Source organism: Sulfuriroseicoccus oceanibius (assembly GCF_010681825.2).
GTDB classification, from domain to species: domain Bacteria; phylum Verrucomicrobiota; class Verrucomicrobiia; order Verrucomicrobiales; family SLCJ01; genus Sulfuriroseicoccus; species Sulfuriroseicoccus oceanibius.
The window spans coordinates 184,682-199,380 of record NZ_CP066776.1; the positions used below are offsets into that span (position 1 = coordinate 184,682).

13 protein-coding genes are annotated in these 14,699 nt (G+C 59.4%); 4 read left to right on the forward strand and 9 right to left on the reverse strand.

The annotated features are described in order from the left end of the window. Positions 1-292 precede the first annotated feature (292 nt). Both G3M56_RS00760 and G3M56_RS00765 read left to right on the forward strand, forming a co-directional pair. Positions 293-898 carry a DOMON domain-containing protein gene (locus G3M56_RS00760; RefSeq protein WP_164364947.1) on the forward strand — a complete coding sequence of 202 codons (606 nt, stop codon included), beginning with the start codon at positions 293-295 and terminating at the stop codon, positions 896-898. Between the two features lie 65 nt (positions 899-963). Further along, positions 964-2,589, forward strand: coding sequence for a sialidase family protein (locus tag G3M56_RS00765; RefSeq protein WP_235203508.1), 1,626 nt, complete (start codon positions 964-966; stop codon positions 2,587-2,589). 74 nt (positions 2,590-2,663) lie between these two features. Here G3M56_RS00765 and G3M56_RS00770 read toward each other — a convergent pair whose 3' ends face one another. The 4 genes from G3M56_RS00770 to G3M56_RS00785 form a co-directional block, all read right to left on the reverse strand. Then, positions 2,664-3,578 (reverse strand): ROK family protein, encoded by a 915-nt coding sequence (locus tag G3M56_RS00770; protein ID WP_164364945.1) that lies wholly within the window; start codon positions 3,576-3,578, stop codon positions 2,664-2,666. A gap of 80 nt (positions 3,579-3,658) precedes the next feature. Continuing rightward, complete coding sequence (locus G3M56_RS00775) at positions 3,659-4,102, reverse strand: hypothetical protein (RefSeq protein WP_164364944.1); 444 nt, start codon at positions 4,100-4,102, stop codon at positions 3,659-3,661. A 37-nt stretch (positions 4,103-4,139) separates the two neighbouring features. Then, a complete protein-coding gene (locus G3M56_RS00780; protein WP_164364943.1) occupies positions 4,140-4,559 on the reverse strand; it encodes a secondary thiamine-phosphate synthase enzyme YjbQ in 420 nt (139 codons plus the stop codon). A gap of 19 nt (positions 4,560-4,578) precedes the next feature. Beyond that, entirely contained in the window at positions 4,579-5,703 is a 1,125-nt protein-coding gene (locus G3M56_RS00785) for a serine hydrolase domain-containing protein (RefSeq protein WP_164364942.1), read from the reverse strand. Positions 5,704-5,824: 121 nt separating this feature from the next. On the opposite strand from G3M56_RS00785, the gene G3M56_RS00790 reads away from it, so the two are divergent. Continuing rightward, the gene (locus G3M56_RS00790) at positions 5,825-6,928 is read left to right on the forward strand and encodes a TlpA disulfide reductase family protein (RefSeq protein WP_164364941.1); all 1,104 of its coding nucleotides are present in this window, start codon (positions 5,825-5,827) and stop codon (positions 6,926-6,928) included. A 433-nt stretch (positions 6,929-7,361) separates the two neighbouring features. Here G3M56_RS00790 and G3M56_RS00795 read toward each other — a convergent pair whose 3' ends face one another. After that, on the reverse strand, positions 7,362-8,192 hold the full coding sequence (locus G3M56_RS00795) for an SAM-dependent methyltransferase (protein WP_164364940.1): 831 nt from the start codon (positions 8,190-8,192) through the stop codon (positions 7,362-7,364). A 29-nt stretch (positions 8,193-8,221) separates the two neighbouring features. Here G3M56_RS00795 and G3M56_RS00800 point away from each other — a divergent pair, with 29 nt between their 5' ends. Further along, the gene (locus G3M56_RS00800; protein WP_164364939.1) at positions 8,222-8,794 is read left to right on the forward strand and encodes a pseudouridine synthase; all 573 of its coding nucleotides are present in this window, start codon (positions 8,222-8,224) and stop codon (positions 8,792-8,794) included. Between the two features lie 4 nt (positions 8,795-8,798). Here G3M56_RS00800 and G3M56_RS00805 read toward each other — a convergent pair whose 3' ends face one another. From G3M56_RS00805 to mazG, 4 genes are all read right to left on the reverse strand, one after another. Continuing rightward, entirely contained in the window at positions 8,799-10,079 is a 1,281-nt protein-coding gene (locus G3M56_RS00805; RefSeq protein ID WP_235203509.1) for a Glu/Leu/Phe/Val family dehydrogenase, read from the reverse strand. 98 nt (positions 10,080-10,177) lie between these two features. Further along, the gene (locus G3M56_RS00810) at positions 10,178-11,668 is read right to left on the reverse strand and encodes a cryptochrome/photolyase family protein (RefSeq protein ID WP_164364938.1); all 1,491 of its coding nucleotides are present in this window, start codon (positions 11,666-11,668) and stop codon (positions 10,178-10,180) included. Between the two features lie 48 nt (positions 11,669-11,716). Then, on the reverse strand, positions 11,717-13,732 hold the full coding sequence (locus tag G3M56_RS00815; protein WP_164364937.1) for a beta-N-acetylhexosaminidase: 2,016 nt from the start codon (positions 13,730-13,732) through the stop codon (positions 11,717-11,719). A gap of 87 nt (positions 13,733-13,819) precedes the next feature. Beyond that, entirely contained in the window at positions 13,820-14,686 is an 867-nt protein-coding gene (mazG, locus tag G3M56_RS00820; RefSeq protein ID WP_164364936.1) for a nucleoside triphosphate pyrophosphohydrolase, read from the reverse strand. Positions 14,687-14,699 lie beyond the last annotated feature (13 nt).

Here is a 14,699-nt window from a genome sequence, read left to right on the forward strand (position 1 = left end):
AGCAGGCTCCAAACAAGTGTGTGGACTCTAATACGATGTTTTCCTCCCTAGGAAGAACAAATTTTCTAGATCCCCAATGTTTCGGCGGATTTCCCAGCGTGCCGGCAACCAAGGTATCAATGCACTACCAATTCCATTCACCGCTCCACCCAGCGCATTGCACTCAATTGACGGATTCTGCTATCTCCAATGACAATCGCCCGGCGCACCATCGATTGATCTTGATCCCCAGCCCCGTCGTATCGTCCATTGCCTTACCTCTTGAAGGTTCGCCAACCCACTATCTCTTCCCATGCCTGACGCCCCGCTTTCGACCCTGCTCATCGACCGCCAACCCGGCGCACTGCGCCCGCTCGTCACCGACGCCCTCGGCACCGACCACCCCAACGCAGACGCCAGCTACGCATTGACCATCGAACCCACAGACGCCCCCAGCGGACGCCGACTCGTCTTTCATTTCTCGGCCGCTCTCCCATTCGAAGCAGCCCCCGGCAGCACCTGCGGCGCCTTCCAAGCGGAACTCTGGAAGCACGACTGCGCCGAATTCTTCCTCGTGAACCCAGCCAACGGCCGCTATCTCGAGTTCAATATCAGCCCGACCGGTGCCTGGTGGGCCGCCAGCTTCACAGCCCCACGCCAACAGGAGGCCGAACAACACTTCCAAAACGTCGACTGCTCCACCACCACACTCGACGAGGATAAGCTCTGGGCCATCGAGTTCTCGCTCCCTGCCACCGACATCGAAGCCGTGCTCGGCGCACCACTCGAAGCACTGTGCGGCAATGTCACCGCCATCCTCCAGTCGCCGGATCAGATCTTCCTCACCGCCGCCCGCCTCGGTGGCACCCAGCCTGACTTCCACGTCCCGGAATCCTGGCTACCGGTCGTAGTCGCATGACGCAAAACCGGTCGGCCATCAAAACCAGTCAGTTCCAGACAGCCAACCCGCCACTTCTCCGTTACATGTCCCGTATGAACAGAATCCAGTCCCTCATCGCCGGAGCCGCCATGCTCTGCGCCATCGCGCCGGCCACCGCTGGCGTCTACAAGACCTCGTTCGAAGACACCAAAGCCGGTGCTATCGATACCTTCAGCGACCAGGACGGCATCACATGGGTTGCCGACGGCAACGCCGCAGTGACCGCCAAGTTCGCCAAGACCGGAAAGCAAGCACTTCACCTGCTCGGCGGCGAGAACCGCGTGGTCACCGTGAAGCTCGAAGGCAGCGCCCAAAAGGCGAAGGGCGTCCGCTTCCAAGCCGAGCGCTGGACCGGTAAGGATCCGTTCAAGTGCCTCCTCGAAGCACAGGTCGATGGCGAGTGGCGCAAAGTCGGCCAACTCGACCACGTCATCATCGTCGGCAAGCGCATGCTTTCGGACATCACGCTGGCCATCCCACCGGGCGACACCGTGGAAGCCCTCCGCTTCACCACCTCCACGCCAAAAGATGCTGGCACGTTGATCGACAACTTCGAACTCCTCTCCGAGAAGCCGGACAAAGTGACCGACATCCCGGAAATGCTGCCAGTCCCAACCGAGCCACTCCCGCTGGTCTCGGAGACCACCGTTTTCACCGCCGGTGAAAACGACTGCCACACCTACCGCATTCCAGCCATCATCACCGCACCAAACGGCGACCTCATTGCCTCGTGCGACGCCCGCTGGAAGACCAGTGCCGACCTGATCCACGCCCGCGACATCGACATCGTCATCAAGCGCAGCACGGACAATGGCAAAACCTGGGGCCCGATCGAAGTCGTCGCCGACTACCCGGATGGCACCGGCGGCACAGACCCATCGTTCATCCTCGACCGCGAGACCGGTGAGATCTTTGTCTTCTACAGCTACATGGGCAAAAAGGGCCAAACCAAGGAGTTCCGTTTCCACGTCCGCAGCAGTAAGGACAACGGCAAAACCTGGTCGGAGCATCGCGACATCACCGCAGACATCGCCCCTCAGGACTGGTCGAAAGGCGCGTTCAAGTTCATCTCGTCCGGACGCGGGTCGCAAATGGAAGACGGCACACTGATCCACAACTACGTCGTGCTCGGCAAAGGCGCGAAAATCTTCGGCAGCCGTGACCACGGCAAGACCTGGGAACTCATGGACTCGGAAATCAAGCCAGCCGATGAGTCCCGCGTGCTCGAACTAACCGACGGACGCCTGATGGTCAACTCACGCGTTGGCGGTGGTTTCCGCTGGGTCCACATCTCCGAGGACGGAGGTAAAACCTGGGACAGCAAGCGCGAGATCCAGTTGATCGATCCGAAGTGCAACGGTGCCATCATCCGTTACACATCGAAGAAGGACGGCTACGCAAAAGACCGCTTGTTGTTCTGCAACGCCGGCTCACAAAACGGCCGCAAGAACCTGACGGTCCGCATCAGCTACGATGAGGGCAAAACCTGGAGCGCCGGCAAGGTCGTCGACCCAGGCCCATCCGCCTACTCGGAGCTGACCATCCTCGAAGACGGCTCGATCGGTGTGCTCTGGGAGCCAGGCTACAATTCGATCAAGTTCGCCCGCTTCACTCTGGAAGCCCTCACCGACGGCAAGGACAAGCTGACCAAGCCATACGAAATCAAGTAAGCGGAATTCTTCCGCCTCTCAGCGCCGGTGCGGACCTCCCGCCCGGCGCATTTTTTTTGAACAGCACTCAGGCATCACTGGGGAATCACCAAGGAAGCCGCCCCCAGGATGCCCGCTTCATTGCCCAGAGACGCAGTGCGTATATCCAAACGGTTCAAATAATACGGGGTCAGCCACTCTTCCAGCTCAGCCATCATGCTCGGATACAGCACCTCGTAGGTCTTCGACACCCCACCTCCCAGAATGACCGTGGGAATGTCAAGAATACGCAGGTTGGAGACAATCCCCTGCCCGAGATACCGGCCAACCTCGGTGAACACCTTCACCGCCACCTCATCTCCCGCCAGACACGCCTTCTGAATCTTGCGAGAGTTCAGCTTGTCGTTGTTCTTGAGTTTGGATTTCCACTTTCCCTTCTTCAGATACTTGCGGCACATCGCTACCATCCCCGCTTTGCCGATGGTTTGCTCCAACGAGAGACCGTTCCCAACCGGAATGTGTCCGACTTCCATCGCATTCCCTCCTTCGCCCCCGAAGATTTCCTTGTCGTAGATCACGGCCCCGCCCACCCCGGTGCCCAGGGTTAGGAAAACATAATTATCCGGCAATGGTTCGGTCGCAAAAAGCAGTTCACCGAGAGCCGCCGCGTTGGCGTCATTCTCCAGCCTGAACACATGACCAGGGAACTCCCCTTCCAACCGGTCCATCAACCCGTAATAACTCAGTTCGGGGATATTCGGTAACTGCATCGTGCTTCGCCGCCGGGGGCCAAGCGTTCCCGGCACCCCGATCCCCACATTCGTGATCTCCGGATGCGCCGCCAGAAATGCCGCCAGAATCCGCAGGAAGGCTTCGATGTAGCCATCGTTGTCCTCCCGCAGCCCCGCCGTCGGATACTTCTCCTTCGCCAACAACTCACCGTGTCGGCTTACGATTCCAAATTTTGTATTGGTCCCGCCAATATCGATCCCCAAATATGTCTCATTCATTGTCTGTGGTCGTTTACCCAAGTCGCTGGGTAAAAGATACGGACACCGCTCATGGATTGGATGTGGCCTCGGTTACCTCATCACCACGTCTTGTAGCGGATGATCGCGCCACGCCCACCGCAATGAGGAAACCCACGATGATAGCGCTGCCAGTTCCAATGCCAGCCGTGCGGTGATCCGTACCACCCACGCCTCACACTCCATCCCACCGGCCACGCTCTGTTTTCAAAACCACGCCAGCGCATCAACTGATGCACAGCGCCCAGAGGCTCGCTCACCTCAATCGCCGGCTGCCCGGACGGATCGAGCTCCACCCCGATCTCGGCCAAATACTCTGCCCACTCGTCCAAATTGCTCACATCCAACTCCACCACCTCAGGGTGCCGCTGACCATCCCGCGTGATCTCGGACAAACGCACCGGATTCCCATCACGGTCAAACCACACCTCCGCCTTTCTCTCGTGCGCCCACCCAACGGACACGACCACCGCACTCCACAAAACCAACCATCGGCACATGCTCATGCAGAGCATGGTACCAGAAACCCACACGCCCCCGCAATCAGAGCCCCATCACATTGAGCGCCAACTCGCGCTGATGCGGAGCCCGCCGGTGCTCGAACAAAAACACACCCTGCCAAGTACCAAGCGCCAGCCGCCCATCCACAATCGGAATCACCTGGCTCACCGAAGTCAGTGCCATCCGGATGTGGCTCGGCATATCATCCGCCCCCTCATAGATATGGGTGAAATACGGTTCGTTCTCAGGCACCAACCGGTCAAAGTACTCCTCCAAATCTCGCCGCGCCGATGGATCCGCATTCTCCATCACGATCAAGCTCGCGCTCGTGTGGCGCACAAACACAGTCAGCGTCCCCGACTGCACACCCGACTCGCGCACCATCGTCTCCAGCGCATTGGTCACCTCATAGGTTCCCTTGCCAGATGTCGTTACCCGGATCCTTTTGCTCTCTGAGATCATCGCTTCGTTTCCTTTAGGGTTATCCCAACAAATCAGCGTACACGCCGGAAACCAAATCGGTCGCCTTCACATTCGGAAGCACACCGAGCTCCATCTGGTTCATCACATAACCAAAGCCAACCCCATTCTCCGGATCACCAAACGCATGGCTGCCACCCGCTCCAGGATGCCCGAACGCCCGCGTGGATGGGCCAAAATTGGTCCGTAATTTATGTCCCGCCGCATCCACCGGATCTTTCATCATTCCAGCTGAGAACGATGTCGGCATCAACAACACCTGGTCATCTCCATTCACCAACGGAGTCTCCATCCAATCGCGAACGCGCTGACTAAACAACGCACCACATGCGATCATGCCGTAATAAGTCGCCAATGCGGCTGCGGTTCCAATCCCACCCATCGCCGGCAACCCGGCCTGCCACGCCATCGGAACATTCATCTCCGCCACCGACTGCAGCCCACGCGGACTCGAAAACGCACTCTTGGTCAGCGATCCGTCTTTGTTGAAAGCCTCGTAGAAAACCGTTTCGGACGTGCTCGTCGTCATCTTTCCCGGATACAAAGTCGCCACTCTATCAAACTCAGACTCCGGCAACCCAATCCAGAGATCGAGACCGTTAGGCTCCGCAATCTCCTTGCGCCAGTATTCGCCCAATGTCTTCGCCCCGGTCAAACGGCGCACCACCTCATCGAGCAAGAACCCATACGTCCGTGGATGGTACCCGTGCTGTGGAGGGTCCCAGGCGGTTAGTTGCTCCTCCAGAGCATCCACCACCTCATCATAATCCCAAACCGAAACCCGACGGTCGAGCGCTGCCAATCCACCCTGGTGGGATAACAACTCACCGACCGTCAAATGCGGCTCGGGGAAGCCGGGCCACAGGGTATGCAATTCCACATCAAGACCACGGTCCACCGCATCGAGTGCATGCAACACACAACTCGACGCCAACCCCTTCGTCACCGAATAGAATGGCACCAACGTCTCCGCAGACCACCCCTTCACTTTCTTCCGCGACATCCAGCCCTCCGCCAAACTCAATACCAACTCGCCATCTTTCCAAACCGCCACCGACGCTCCTAACTCGTTCCTCGATTCGAAATTTCTGGCGTATGCAGCTCGCGTTGATACAAATTCGGTCATTGTTGGCACAGTGGAAGCTCCCTACCGGAAATTCAACCCCCAAGCCCCGCTGGAACAACCCAATCCACACAATCCATTTTCTCAAAGACAAACAGCGGTTCACCAATCGCTCACACTGACCATGAAAGTATCATCACTGATCAAGAAATCATCGCTCCTGATGGCGATGGCCGCCTCACTCAGCTTCACAGCGTCGGCTCAGGAAGCATCCCTCAAGCCAGGGGCGGAAGTCCCTTCGCTCGAACTTGAAGGCGTCACCTGGGTTCAGGGAGAGCCTGTGAAAACTCTCGATGAAGAGGGCAAACTCTACCTTGTCGAATGCTGGGCTACCTGGTGCGGACCATGCATCGCAGCCATCCCACACGTCAACGACCTCTCGCAAAAGTTCAGTGATGACGGACTCGTGGTGATCGGAATGAACGTCTGGGAAGACGGACTCGAGAAAGTCCAAAAGTTCGTCGCAGACAAAGGGGAAGGCATGAGCTACCGCGTCGCCTACTCGGGTGGCCGCAGTTCGGCATTCGCAGACCAATGGCTCAAGCCAGCCGGCGCCAAGGGCATCCCATTCGCCCTCCTCGTCCGCGACGGCAAACTCGTCGCCACCGCACACCCATCAGAGATCACCGATGACTTGGTGAAGATGGCTCTCTCAGATGACTTCGATGCCGAGCAGTTCGCCGCCAAGCGCGCCGAAGAAAAGGCCGCAGCAGAAGCTGAAGACAAAAAAATCCAGACACTCATGCAGCAGGAAAAGTGGGATGAGCTCAAGGCCTTCGCCAACTCGGAGCTCGCCGACAACCCAAGCAAGCAGCGCACCATCCTCGGCATCGCCGCCATCAACTCGGGCGACTGGGCTGAAATTCAGAAAATGGTCGAAGCCTCGGAAGGCCAGGAGCGCGACATGATGTTCATCCGTTCCGCTTTCATGGCTCCATCGACAGACGATGCCAAGGCATTCGCCACCAAGGCCCTCGAAACCTTCACCGAAAGCTACCTGATCGAAGAAGGCAATATCGCCCGCAACTTCGCTCCTACCATCGCCCGCGCCCGTTTCCTCTGGCTCTCCGGCGACCAGGACGCTGCCAAGGCATCCATCACCAAACTGAAAGAGCAAGTCGATGCCAACGAGCAGGCCAAAGCCAGCGGCATGGGCTCCATCCTCGATAAAATCGAAGCCAAGCTGACCGAGGGTGAGTTCCCTCCAGCCAGCACACTGATGCGCTAATCCTCCAAGCATCTACACCAATCTCCGCCCGCTCCGGCTCCGTCCGGCGCGGGCATTTTTGTGCCCCGCGCCAAATCCCGCGCCACCCCGACAAGGCAATCCCGAAACCCAAGAGAACAAACAACCTGCTGATTACAAGCTAGTTACACAACACCCACACCACTCCAAAACAGCGATTACGCACTTGATGTCTGGCATCAAATCTCACGCAATCACGAATCCGACTGCGATTGGGATAGCGATACGGATAAATACCATAGCAGCAACACGACCCCGTCATTTCAAAGAGGGCCGCATTCCTTCCCCTGAATGGGAATCGCAAGCCAGCCCGGGGTGACGGGAGCTTCAGGCGGCCACACTCTGGGTCACCACCCAGAAAAGCACGCGCGGCAGAGCGTGGGCCGCCGCCGAAGCGCACCCGATGGCCGCGCAATCAGCGACGAAACACCATCATCCGGTACTCCAGCCACCCTCGCTCATACCCACGCAGCATCCCAGCCAGCGCACCCACTCTCAGGTCCGACCACCGGCGCACTCGCGCCAGCGCCCGCCACACACCGGCCGATCGCCACGCTCGCGTCCACATCCGCCGCTGCAGCACACTCCACGTCGGTGCCACATGCTCCGACCAATCCCGATCGTCCTCCAATTCAAACCCGGCAGCCACCGCCGCAGCCACCACCTCATTCCGCGTTGCCAAGCCCGTCAGCCGACCATGCTCACACAAACGCATTAGCGTTCGTGATCCATCACACCATCCCCGGTCTGTCGCCAAATAGTCCGACATCACCACCACACCTCCGGGAGCCACCGACAGCGCAGCTTGATCAAAAAACGCGGAAACCGACGCCAAATGCCCCAACGCCTCGACTTCCACCAGCGCGTCGAACAGTCCCAGCCCATCAGCGGCCTGCATCCAGTCGCCACACACGATTCGCAGACTTGGATCCTCTGCCGCCCGCGCCGCCTGCACCGGAGAGACCGTCACCCCCACCACCTCCACACCCAACTCGTGCTGAAGCCGCCCGCTCAGCACACCATTGCCGCACCCGACATCCACCACGCGACCACCATTCACGCCGGCCTGCCCCAGCGCCGCCACAAGCTCGCATTCCAATGCATCCACCGCCTCACCCAGCGATTCACGCCCCGTCGTCCACAATCCGTGATGCAACGCATCGCCCCAAACCGCCCGATACACCGGATCCAGCTCGTCGTAATGACGCGCGACATTGGAACTGGCAACTTGTTCTGGCAATGGCATGATGAGCTCGAATCGGCGTCACTCTGCCCATGCTCATTGCCTTCCACAAGCCCTACGGTGTCCTCAGTCAGTTCAACCAGAACCCGGACCGCCCCGACCAGCCAACCCTGCAGGGCTTCGGACTCCCTAAGGAGGTGCACCCCGTCGGCCGACTCGACATGGACTCGGAAGGCCTACTCCTGCTCAGCGACGACCCGACCTTCGAGCGTGAACTGCTACACCCCACACGCAGTCACCACCGCACCTACACCGTGCAAGTAGACGGCACCCCAGACACGACGGCAATTGAGCAACTGCGCCGCGGAGGCCTCCTCATTCGCGGCCATTCCACCAAGCCGTGCCAGGCTACGCTCTTGGCCAGCGACCCGCCACTGGCTCCGCGAGATCCCGCCGTCGTCATCACTCCGGGCCGATCATTTTCCTGGCTCAAACTCACGCTCACCGAGGGAAAGAACCGCCAGGTCCGCCGCATGACCGCCGCAATCGGCCACCCGACCCTGCGCCTCGTCCGCACGAAAATCGGCGAACTCTCGCTCGCCCCACTCGCACCTGGCGAATGGATGGAGCTGAACCCGAACGAGGAACGAGCGGTTTTCCTGTAAGCGCCTACGGGAACAACCCCCGCATTCCCTTGGCCCCTGCGGTTTCTTCCACCCCGAGCGCCGTCGCAGCCATCCGGAAAGGCATGCCCCGCTTCTCCGCGGTGTAAATCACCCGCTCAAGCGACTGCTGCAGCTTTGTCTCAAGCTTGGTCAACACTTCACTGCGGCTCCAGTTGAAGCGCTGCAGGTTTTGCACCCACTCGAAGTACGACACAATCACCCCGCCGGCATTGCAAAGAATGTCAGGGATCACGAAGACGTCTCCCCGCTCCTCCAGGATCAAATCAGCATCCGGTGTGGTCGGACCATTCGCAGCCTCCGCCAGAACGCGACACTGCAGCTTGCCCGCATTTTCGCCGTTGATCACACGTTCCACCGCTGCAGGGATCAACGCGTCGCACTCCTGCAGCAACATCTCTTCAGGATCCATCGCCTCGGCCTCCGCATATCCGACCACCGAGCCCGTGAGATCCACATGCCGGCACAGCGCCTTCACATCTATACCGCTCTCATTCCACACCGCACCCTTCACATCGCTGATGCCCATGACCTTCACTCCGTAGGCCGCCAAAGTCAGCGCCGCGTGGCGCCCGACATTACCAAATCCTTGAATCACCGCCGACGCATGGGACGAACTGATGCCCAACCTGTCCAGCACCCGGTAGACAAGGAAACCAACCCCACGCCCTGTGGCTTCGGTCCGGCCTTCAGTCCCCTGCAACCCCACGGGCTTTCCGGTCACGATACCCGGCACCAAATAGCCGGCATGGGTCGAATACGTATCCAGGATCCACGCCATGGTTTGTTCGTTTGTCCCCATATCAGGGGCCATCACATCGGTCTCGACTCCGATGAATGGGATCATCTCCATGGTGAACCGGCGCGTCAGCCGCTCCTGCTCGCCGTAACTCATCGTCGTAGGGTCGCAGGTGATGCCCCCTTTGCCGCCTCCGTAGGGCAGCCCGGCCAGTGCGCACTTCCAGTTCATCCACATCGCCAACGCCGCGACTTCGCCAATCGAAACCTTCGGGTGGTAGCGCAGCCCACCTTTCGTCGGCCCGCGGGACAAATGATGCTGCACTCTGTGACCGAAAAATGTTTCCACCCGGCCGTCGTCGAGTTGCACCGGGCAGGTCACGGTCACGATACGCTTCGGCCATTTGCAACGATCGCGGATCGATTGGTCCAACTCCAACGCATCGGCCACACGGTCAAACTGAGCGGCGGCCATCGCGAAAACCGGATCCTGAAGCAGTTCGCTGTTCACGGTCGGAAATCTAACCATATCGACACATTCCGCTCCAGCACCAAATCCACAAATCGCGCGGCAGAGGCCCTCCCAAAACGGGCCCGTTTCTTCAAACCATCACCACCCCGCAGCGGTCACAACAACGCGCCCCACACCTTGCCATCGCGCATCGCCTGCCGGAACTCCGCGGCCAACTTCCGGTGCTGCTCCACCTTCTCCGCGCCCATCCGGTCGAGATGGCTCACCATCATCCGCATCCGGTACTGGCTCTCGAAGAACACACGATGATCCGCCACAAAGCTCCAGTACAGAGCATCCCACACCGCGCACCATTCGCCCTTTTTGAAGTCCGACATCTTGAGCACGTAGTTCGAGCCCGAGATATACGGCTTGGTCACCATCGACCCGCCATCACTGAACTGACTCATCCCGTACACATTCGGCACCATCACCCAGTCATAGGCATCCACGAACATGTCCATAAACCAGCGGTAGACCTCGTGCGGATGGATCCGCAGCAACAACATGAAGTTCCCCAAAATCATCAACCGCTCGATGTGGTGGGCGTAACCTTCGCGCTCGACCTTCTCCAACACATAATCCACCGGATCGATCCCCGTCTTCCAATTCAGAATCGACTGTGGCATCGGCTCCTCGAACTGCCAAAAGTTCGCACTGCGCATCCCGCGCCCATGTCGCAGATACACAATCGCCACAAACTCACGCCACCCGATGATCTGGCGCACAAACCCTTCCAGATCGTTGATCGGCACCTCCTTCTTCTCCGCAAACTCCAACGTCCGCTCAACCACCAGCCCCGGCGTGAGCAGTCCTATGTTGAGCATCGGAGTGAGCACGCTGTGAAAGAGAAAATCCCCGCGTGTGCTCAGCGCGTCCTCGTACGTCCCAAACCCGGCAAAGCGTTGGTCGAGAAACCGCTCGAGCCACTCCGCCGCCGCATCATGCGTGATGGGATACCTGAACCCATCAGCACCTCCCACCACGTCCCCTTGTTCCTCCACCCACGCCAGCGCCTCGTCGAGGAATGACTGCTCGGATCTGCCATACTTCGCCCGGGGAGCATCCGGCACAGCCACCTTCTTCGGAAGCTTTTTCCGATTATCAGCGTCAAAGCTCCACTGCCCACCTGCTGGCTGACCGTCCCCATCCACCAGCACCTTCATCCGCTTGCGCTGTGCCTCGTAGAACGTCTTCATGAACGGCTTCTTGCCATCGCCGAAGAACGCATCACTCCACTCACGAGGTGTCACGAAGCCCGGCGTATCCAGCCACTCGAGATCCACCCCACGCTCATCCGCCCAACTCGTGAGCTTGCGTTCCAACTCATCATCCACCACGCGGCACAGCCGTACGCGGTTGACCTTCTGATCCACCTCATCCAAGCCCGCCACGCATTCCACCTCCATCCCGCGCTTCTCAACCCGTTGTGCGTACGCCAAACCCGCCGCCTTTAACAACAACACCCGCTTGGCATGCGGCGTCATCCGCCACTCGCCCTCCCCCCAATACAGCAGCGGCTCATCCACCAACACGCACCGATCCACGCCCTCGAGCGCCGGATGGTCGTCGAACAATTGATGCGGAAATACCAGGCCAACACGCATCCCAACAGCTCAACACAGCGGCCAGCGGTCGGCAACAGGGAACCACCCTCATTCCGCGCGCACCAGCATCTTCACCTGACCCCGCGAATCCGTCCCACCCATGCCGCGAACCTTCACCCGCAGCGCACACTGCCCACCTTCGATCGCCGGAGCCATGAACGAGTACACCACTTGCTGAGGGTTCCCCCCTGCCGATCCCCGGTGCAGATCTGATGCGACAATTTTTCCGTCCACCAGCAGGTCGGCGCGTTCGATTTCGAGCGCGTGTTTTCCGTCCATGTACACCAATGCGAAATGCAGCTCCTCTTCAGTGTCGCCGGCATACTCCACGTTCCACTCGATCTCCCCCCAGTCGCTGCGCACGTTGTCAGTGGACCACGCCCCAATCACCGGAGCATCCGCAAAATCGCCTACCTCCGGAGGATCGATTTGATCCGCCCCCACCCGGATCCCCTGGCGCTGCCACTTCGCAACCAACGGCTTCAGCCGCTTCACAAACCCAGCATAATCTCTCCGCTCCTTGGCCGACCACGCAACCTCGGCATGCGCCGCGATCCGCGGGAAAATATAGTATTCCAGCTCCCTCACCGAGGGCACCCACTCTCCCCACATCTGGCACCCCATCCCGAGCACCCGCTTTTCCTCGTCTTTGGAAAGCCCGGAAGGCACAGGCTCAAAACCATACATTTTCTTCAGCGGCGTCCGAGCATACGCCTGGTTGAGATACGTGAATTGACTCCACGAGTTCACGATCCGGTAACCATCAGCTAGCACCGCCTTGGCCAAGCCTGGGTTGCCCGCCCAAAAGTGGATGATCGTCTTCAAGTCCACCTTGCCTGCAGTAGCGTCATCTCCGCCGCGCGCGCCTCCGTGCAGGTTCTTGCCGTAAATCTCATTCCATCCCATCGCAACCTTGCCCCGCGCCTCGACCATCTTCGCCACGCGCTTGGTAAAGTAGAGCTGCACGTCTGCCATCGACTTCAACTTTTCCCTCTGCATCAGATCGCGGATCGAGTCGCTCTTCTTCCAATGCGTGAAGTGCACTTCATCGCCGCCGATGTGAATGATCACCCCGGGAAAGAGCGCCGCCACCTCGTCGAGGATATCGCCTAACATTTCATACACCCGCGCCGAGGACGGATCGTAAATATCCACGGCCTCGTCAAAGTTATCCATCACGGGGACCTCGTTCTTTAGTGTCCCCAACTCCGGATACGCGGCAATCGCCGCCGCAGCGTGACCCGGCATTCCGATCTCCGGCACGACCTTGATGTGACGTTCAGCGGCATACGCCACGATGCGCTTGATCTGCTCCTGCGTGTAATAGCCCGCATGCGGTTCACCCGCCCGGCGCTCGCTTCCCCAACCACCCACTTGTGTGTCCGCCCGGCGCCCACCGACCTCGGCGAGGCGCGGGTACTTCTTGATCTCAATCCTCCACCCCTGGTCGTCGGTCAGGTGCCAATGAAACACATTGAGCTTCAGCGCCGCCATCTGATCGAGCAGCTTTTTCACCTCGGCTTCCCCTTTGAAATGGCGAGCCTCATCCAACATAAACGCCCGCCAGCCAAACCGAGGCATATCCTTGATCACGCCACAAGGCAGCACCCACTCATCCACATCAGCCGCTGGTGCCTCGTCCACAATTGCAGCTGGCAACAACTGCAGCATCGTCTGAATTCCATAAAACACACCAGCCGCCGTTCCTCCCCGAATGACCACTCCCTCAGACTCAATCTCCAGAACATACCCCTCAGGGTGATTCGCAACCACCCGCCGGTCCTCAACTAACCGGATGGCCGGTACAGAGCCCCCAGCCTCACTCGAAATCACCACCGGAACCCGCAGCCCCGTGGCAGGCTGCAACTTCCGCTGCAGATAACGCGCCTCGCCGCCTAACTCCCCGGGCGCCACAATCACCGTCTTCGCCGACACCAAGAACTGCCCGTCCTCCCGCTGCGCATAGGCGGGCAACGGCACCACTTCAGGCTCCCACCCCGCTCCAAAGCAAAGGTTGGCAATCAGCGAAAACAACAAGATGGGGCGCAGCAGGGATCGAAGCATAGGCACAGGGAAAACGGCCCCGTAATACTTCTTCCCCACGCATCCCCTATCAGCGGAATCCTTAAAAACCGCGGGTCAACCCGCTCCTCACGCCCGCTCTTTCGCAAACTGCCATGCCGCTTCCATCGTCTCAAGCGACGCTTCTTCAAGCGTCTCTTCCTGTTCGCTCAGAACGCCTTCCATCAGATCGAAACGGCGTGCGAACTTTTCATTCGCAGCCGCCATCAGCACCTCCGGATCCAGTCCCTCTTTGCGCGCCAGATTCACCACCGAAAACAACAAATCTCCGATCTCAGATTCGAGCCCGGCTCGATCTGCCACAGATCCGTCGTCTCCGTAATGCTCGCGCACTTCATCGAGCTCCTCGTCGATCTTGTCGATCACCTCGGCAGCATCGCGCCAATCAAACCCAACTTTGGCCGCTTTCTTCTGCAGTTTTGCGGCTCGCATCAAAGCCGGCAACCCATCGCCCACTCCGTGCAGATACGGCTTCTTCTGGTGCCCCTTTTCCTCACGCTTGATCGCATCCCACTGGTTGAGTACGGCCTCGCTGTCATTGGCCTCGGCCCGAGCGAACACATGTGGATGGCGCCGCACCAGCTTGTCGGAAATTTCATGCGCCACCTGGTCGAAATCAAACGTCCCCGCCTCCTCCGCCAGCTCGGAATGAAACACCACCTGCAACAGCAAATCCCCCAACTCCTCACGCAAGTGGACAATATCGTCCCGCTGAATGGTGTCCACCACCTCGTACGCTTCCTCGAGTAGGTTCGACACCAGCGACGCATGCGTCTGCTCGGCATCCCACGGACAGCCACCCGGTGCGCGCAGGCGGTGCATGATCGCCCGCAAACGATCAATCCCACTCACCCCGGACTCGTCGGTCAGCAATTGGGCGTCGGCAAACTTGTGATCGCCGGAAACGTAATCAGGATGAGGCGTGGGAGCAGACATAGCTTGGGGAAAT

Excerpts from the sequence above, each read along its gene's own strand:
- G3M56_RS00760 (WP_164364947.1), top strand. The coding sequence starts at position 293 with ATGCCTGACGCCCCGCTTTCGACCCTGCTCATCGACCGCCAACCCGGC.
- G3M56_RS00765 (WP_235203508.1), top strand. The coding sequence starts at position 964 with ATGTCCCGTATGAACAGAATCCAGTCCCTCATCGCCGGAGCCGCCATG.
- G3M56_RS00770 (WP_164364945.1), bottom strand. The coding sequence starts at position 3,578 with ATGAATGAGACATATTTGGGGATCGATATTGGCGGGACCAATACAAAA.
- G3M56_RS00775 (WP_164364944.1), bottom strand. The coding sequence starts at position 4,102 with ATGAGCATGTGCCGATGGTTGGTTTTGTGGAGTGCGGTGGTCGTGTCC.
- G3M56_RS00780 (WP_164364943.1), bottom strand. The coding sequence starts at position 4,559 with ATGATCTCAGAGAGCAAAAGGATCCGGGTAACGACATCTGGCAAGGGA.
- G3M56_RS00785 (WP_164364942.1), bottom strand. The coding sequence starts at position 5,703 with ATGACCGAATTTGTATCAACGCGAGCTGCATACGCCAGAAATTTCGAA.
- G3M56_RS00790 (WP_164364941.1), top strand. The coding sequence starts at position 5,825 with ATGAAAGTATCATCACTGATCAAGAAATCATCGCTCCTGATGGCGATG.
- G3M56_RS00795 (WP_164364940.1), bottom strand. The coding sequence starts at position 8,192 with ATGCCATTGCCAGAACAAGTTGCCAGTTCCAATGTCGCGCGTCATTAC.
- G3M56_RS00800 (WP_164364939.1), top strand. The coding sequence starts at position 8,222 with ATGCTCATTGCCTTCCACAAGCCCTACGGTGTCCTCAGTCAGTTCAAC.
- G3M56_RS00805 (WP_235203509.1), bottom strand. The coding sequence starts at position 10,079 with ATGGTTAGATTTCCGACCGTGAACAGCGAACTGCTTCAGGATCCGGTT.
- G3M56_RS00810 (WP_164364938.1), bottom strand. The coding sequence starts at position 11,668 with ATGCGTGTTGGCCTGGTATTTCCGCATCAATTGTTCGACGACCATCCG.
- G3M56_RS00815 (WP_164364937.1), bottom strand. The coding sequence starts at position 13,732 with ATGCTTCGATCCCTGCTGCGCCCCATCTTGTTGTTTTCGCTGATTGCC.
- mazG (WP_164364936.1), bottom strand. The coding sequence starts at position 14,686 with ATGTCTGCTCCCACGCCTCATCCTGATTACGTTTCCGGCGATCACAAG.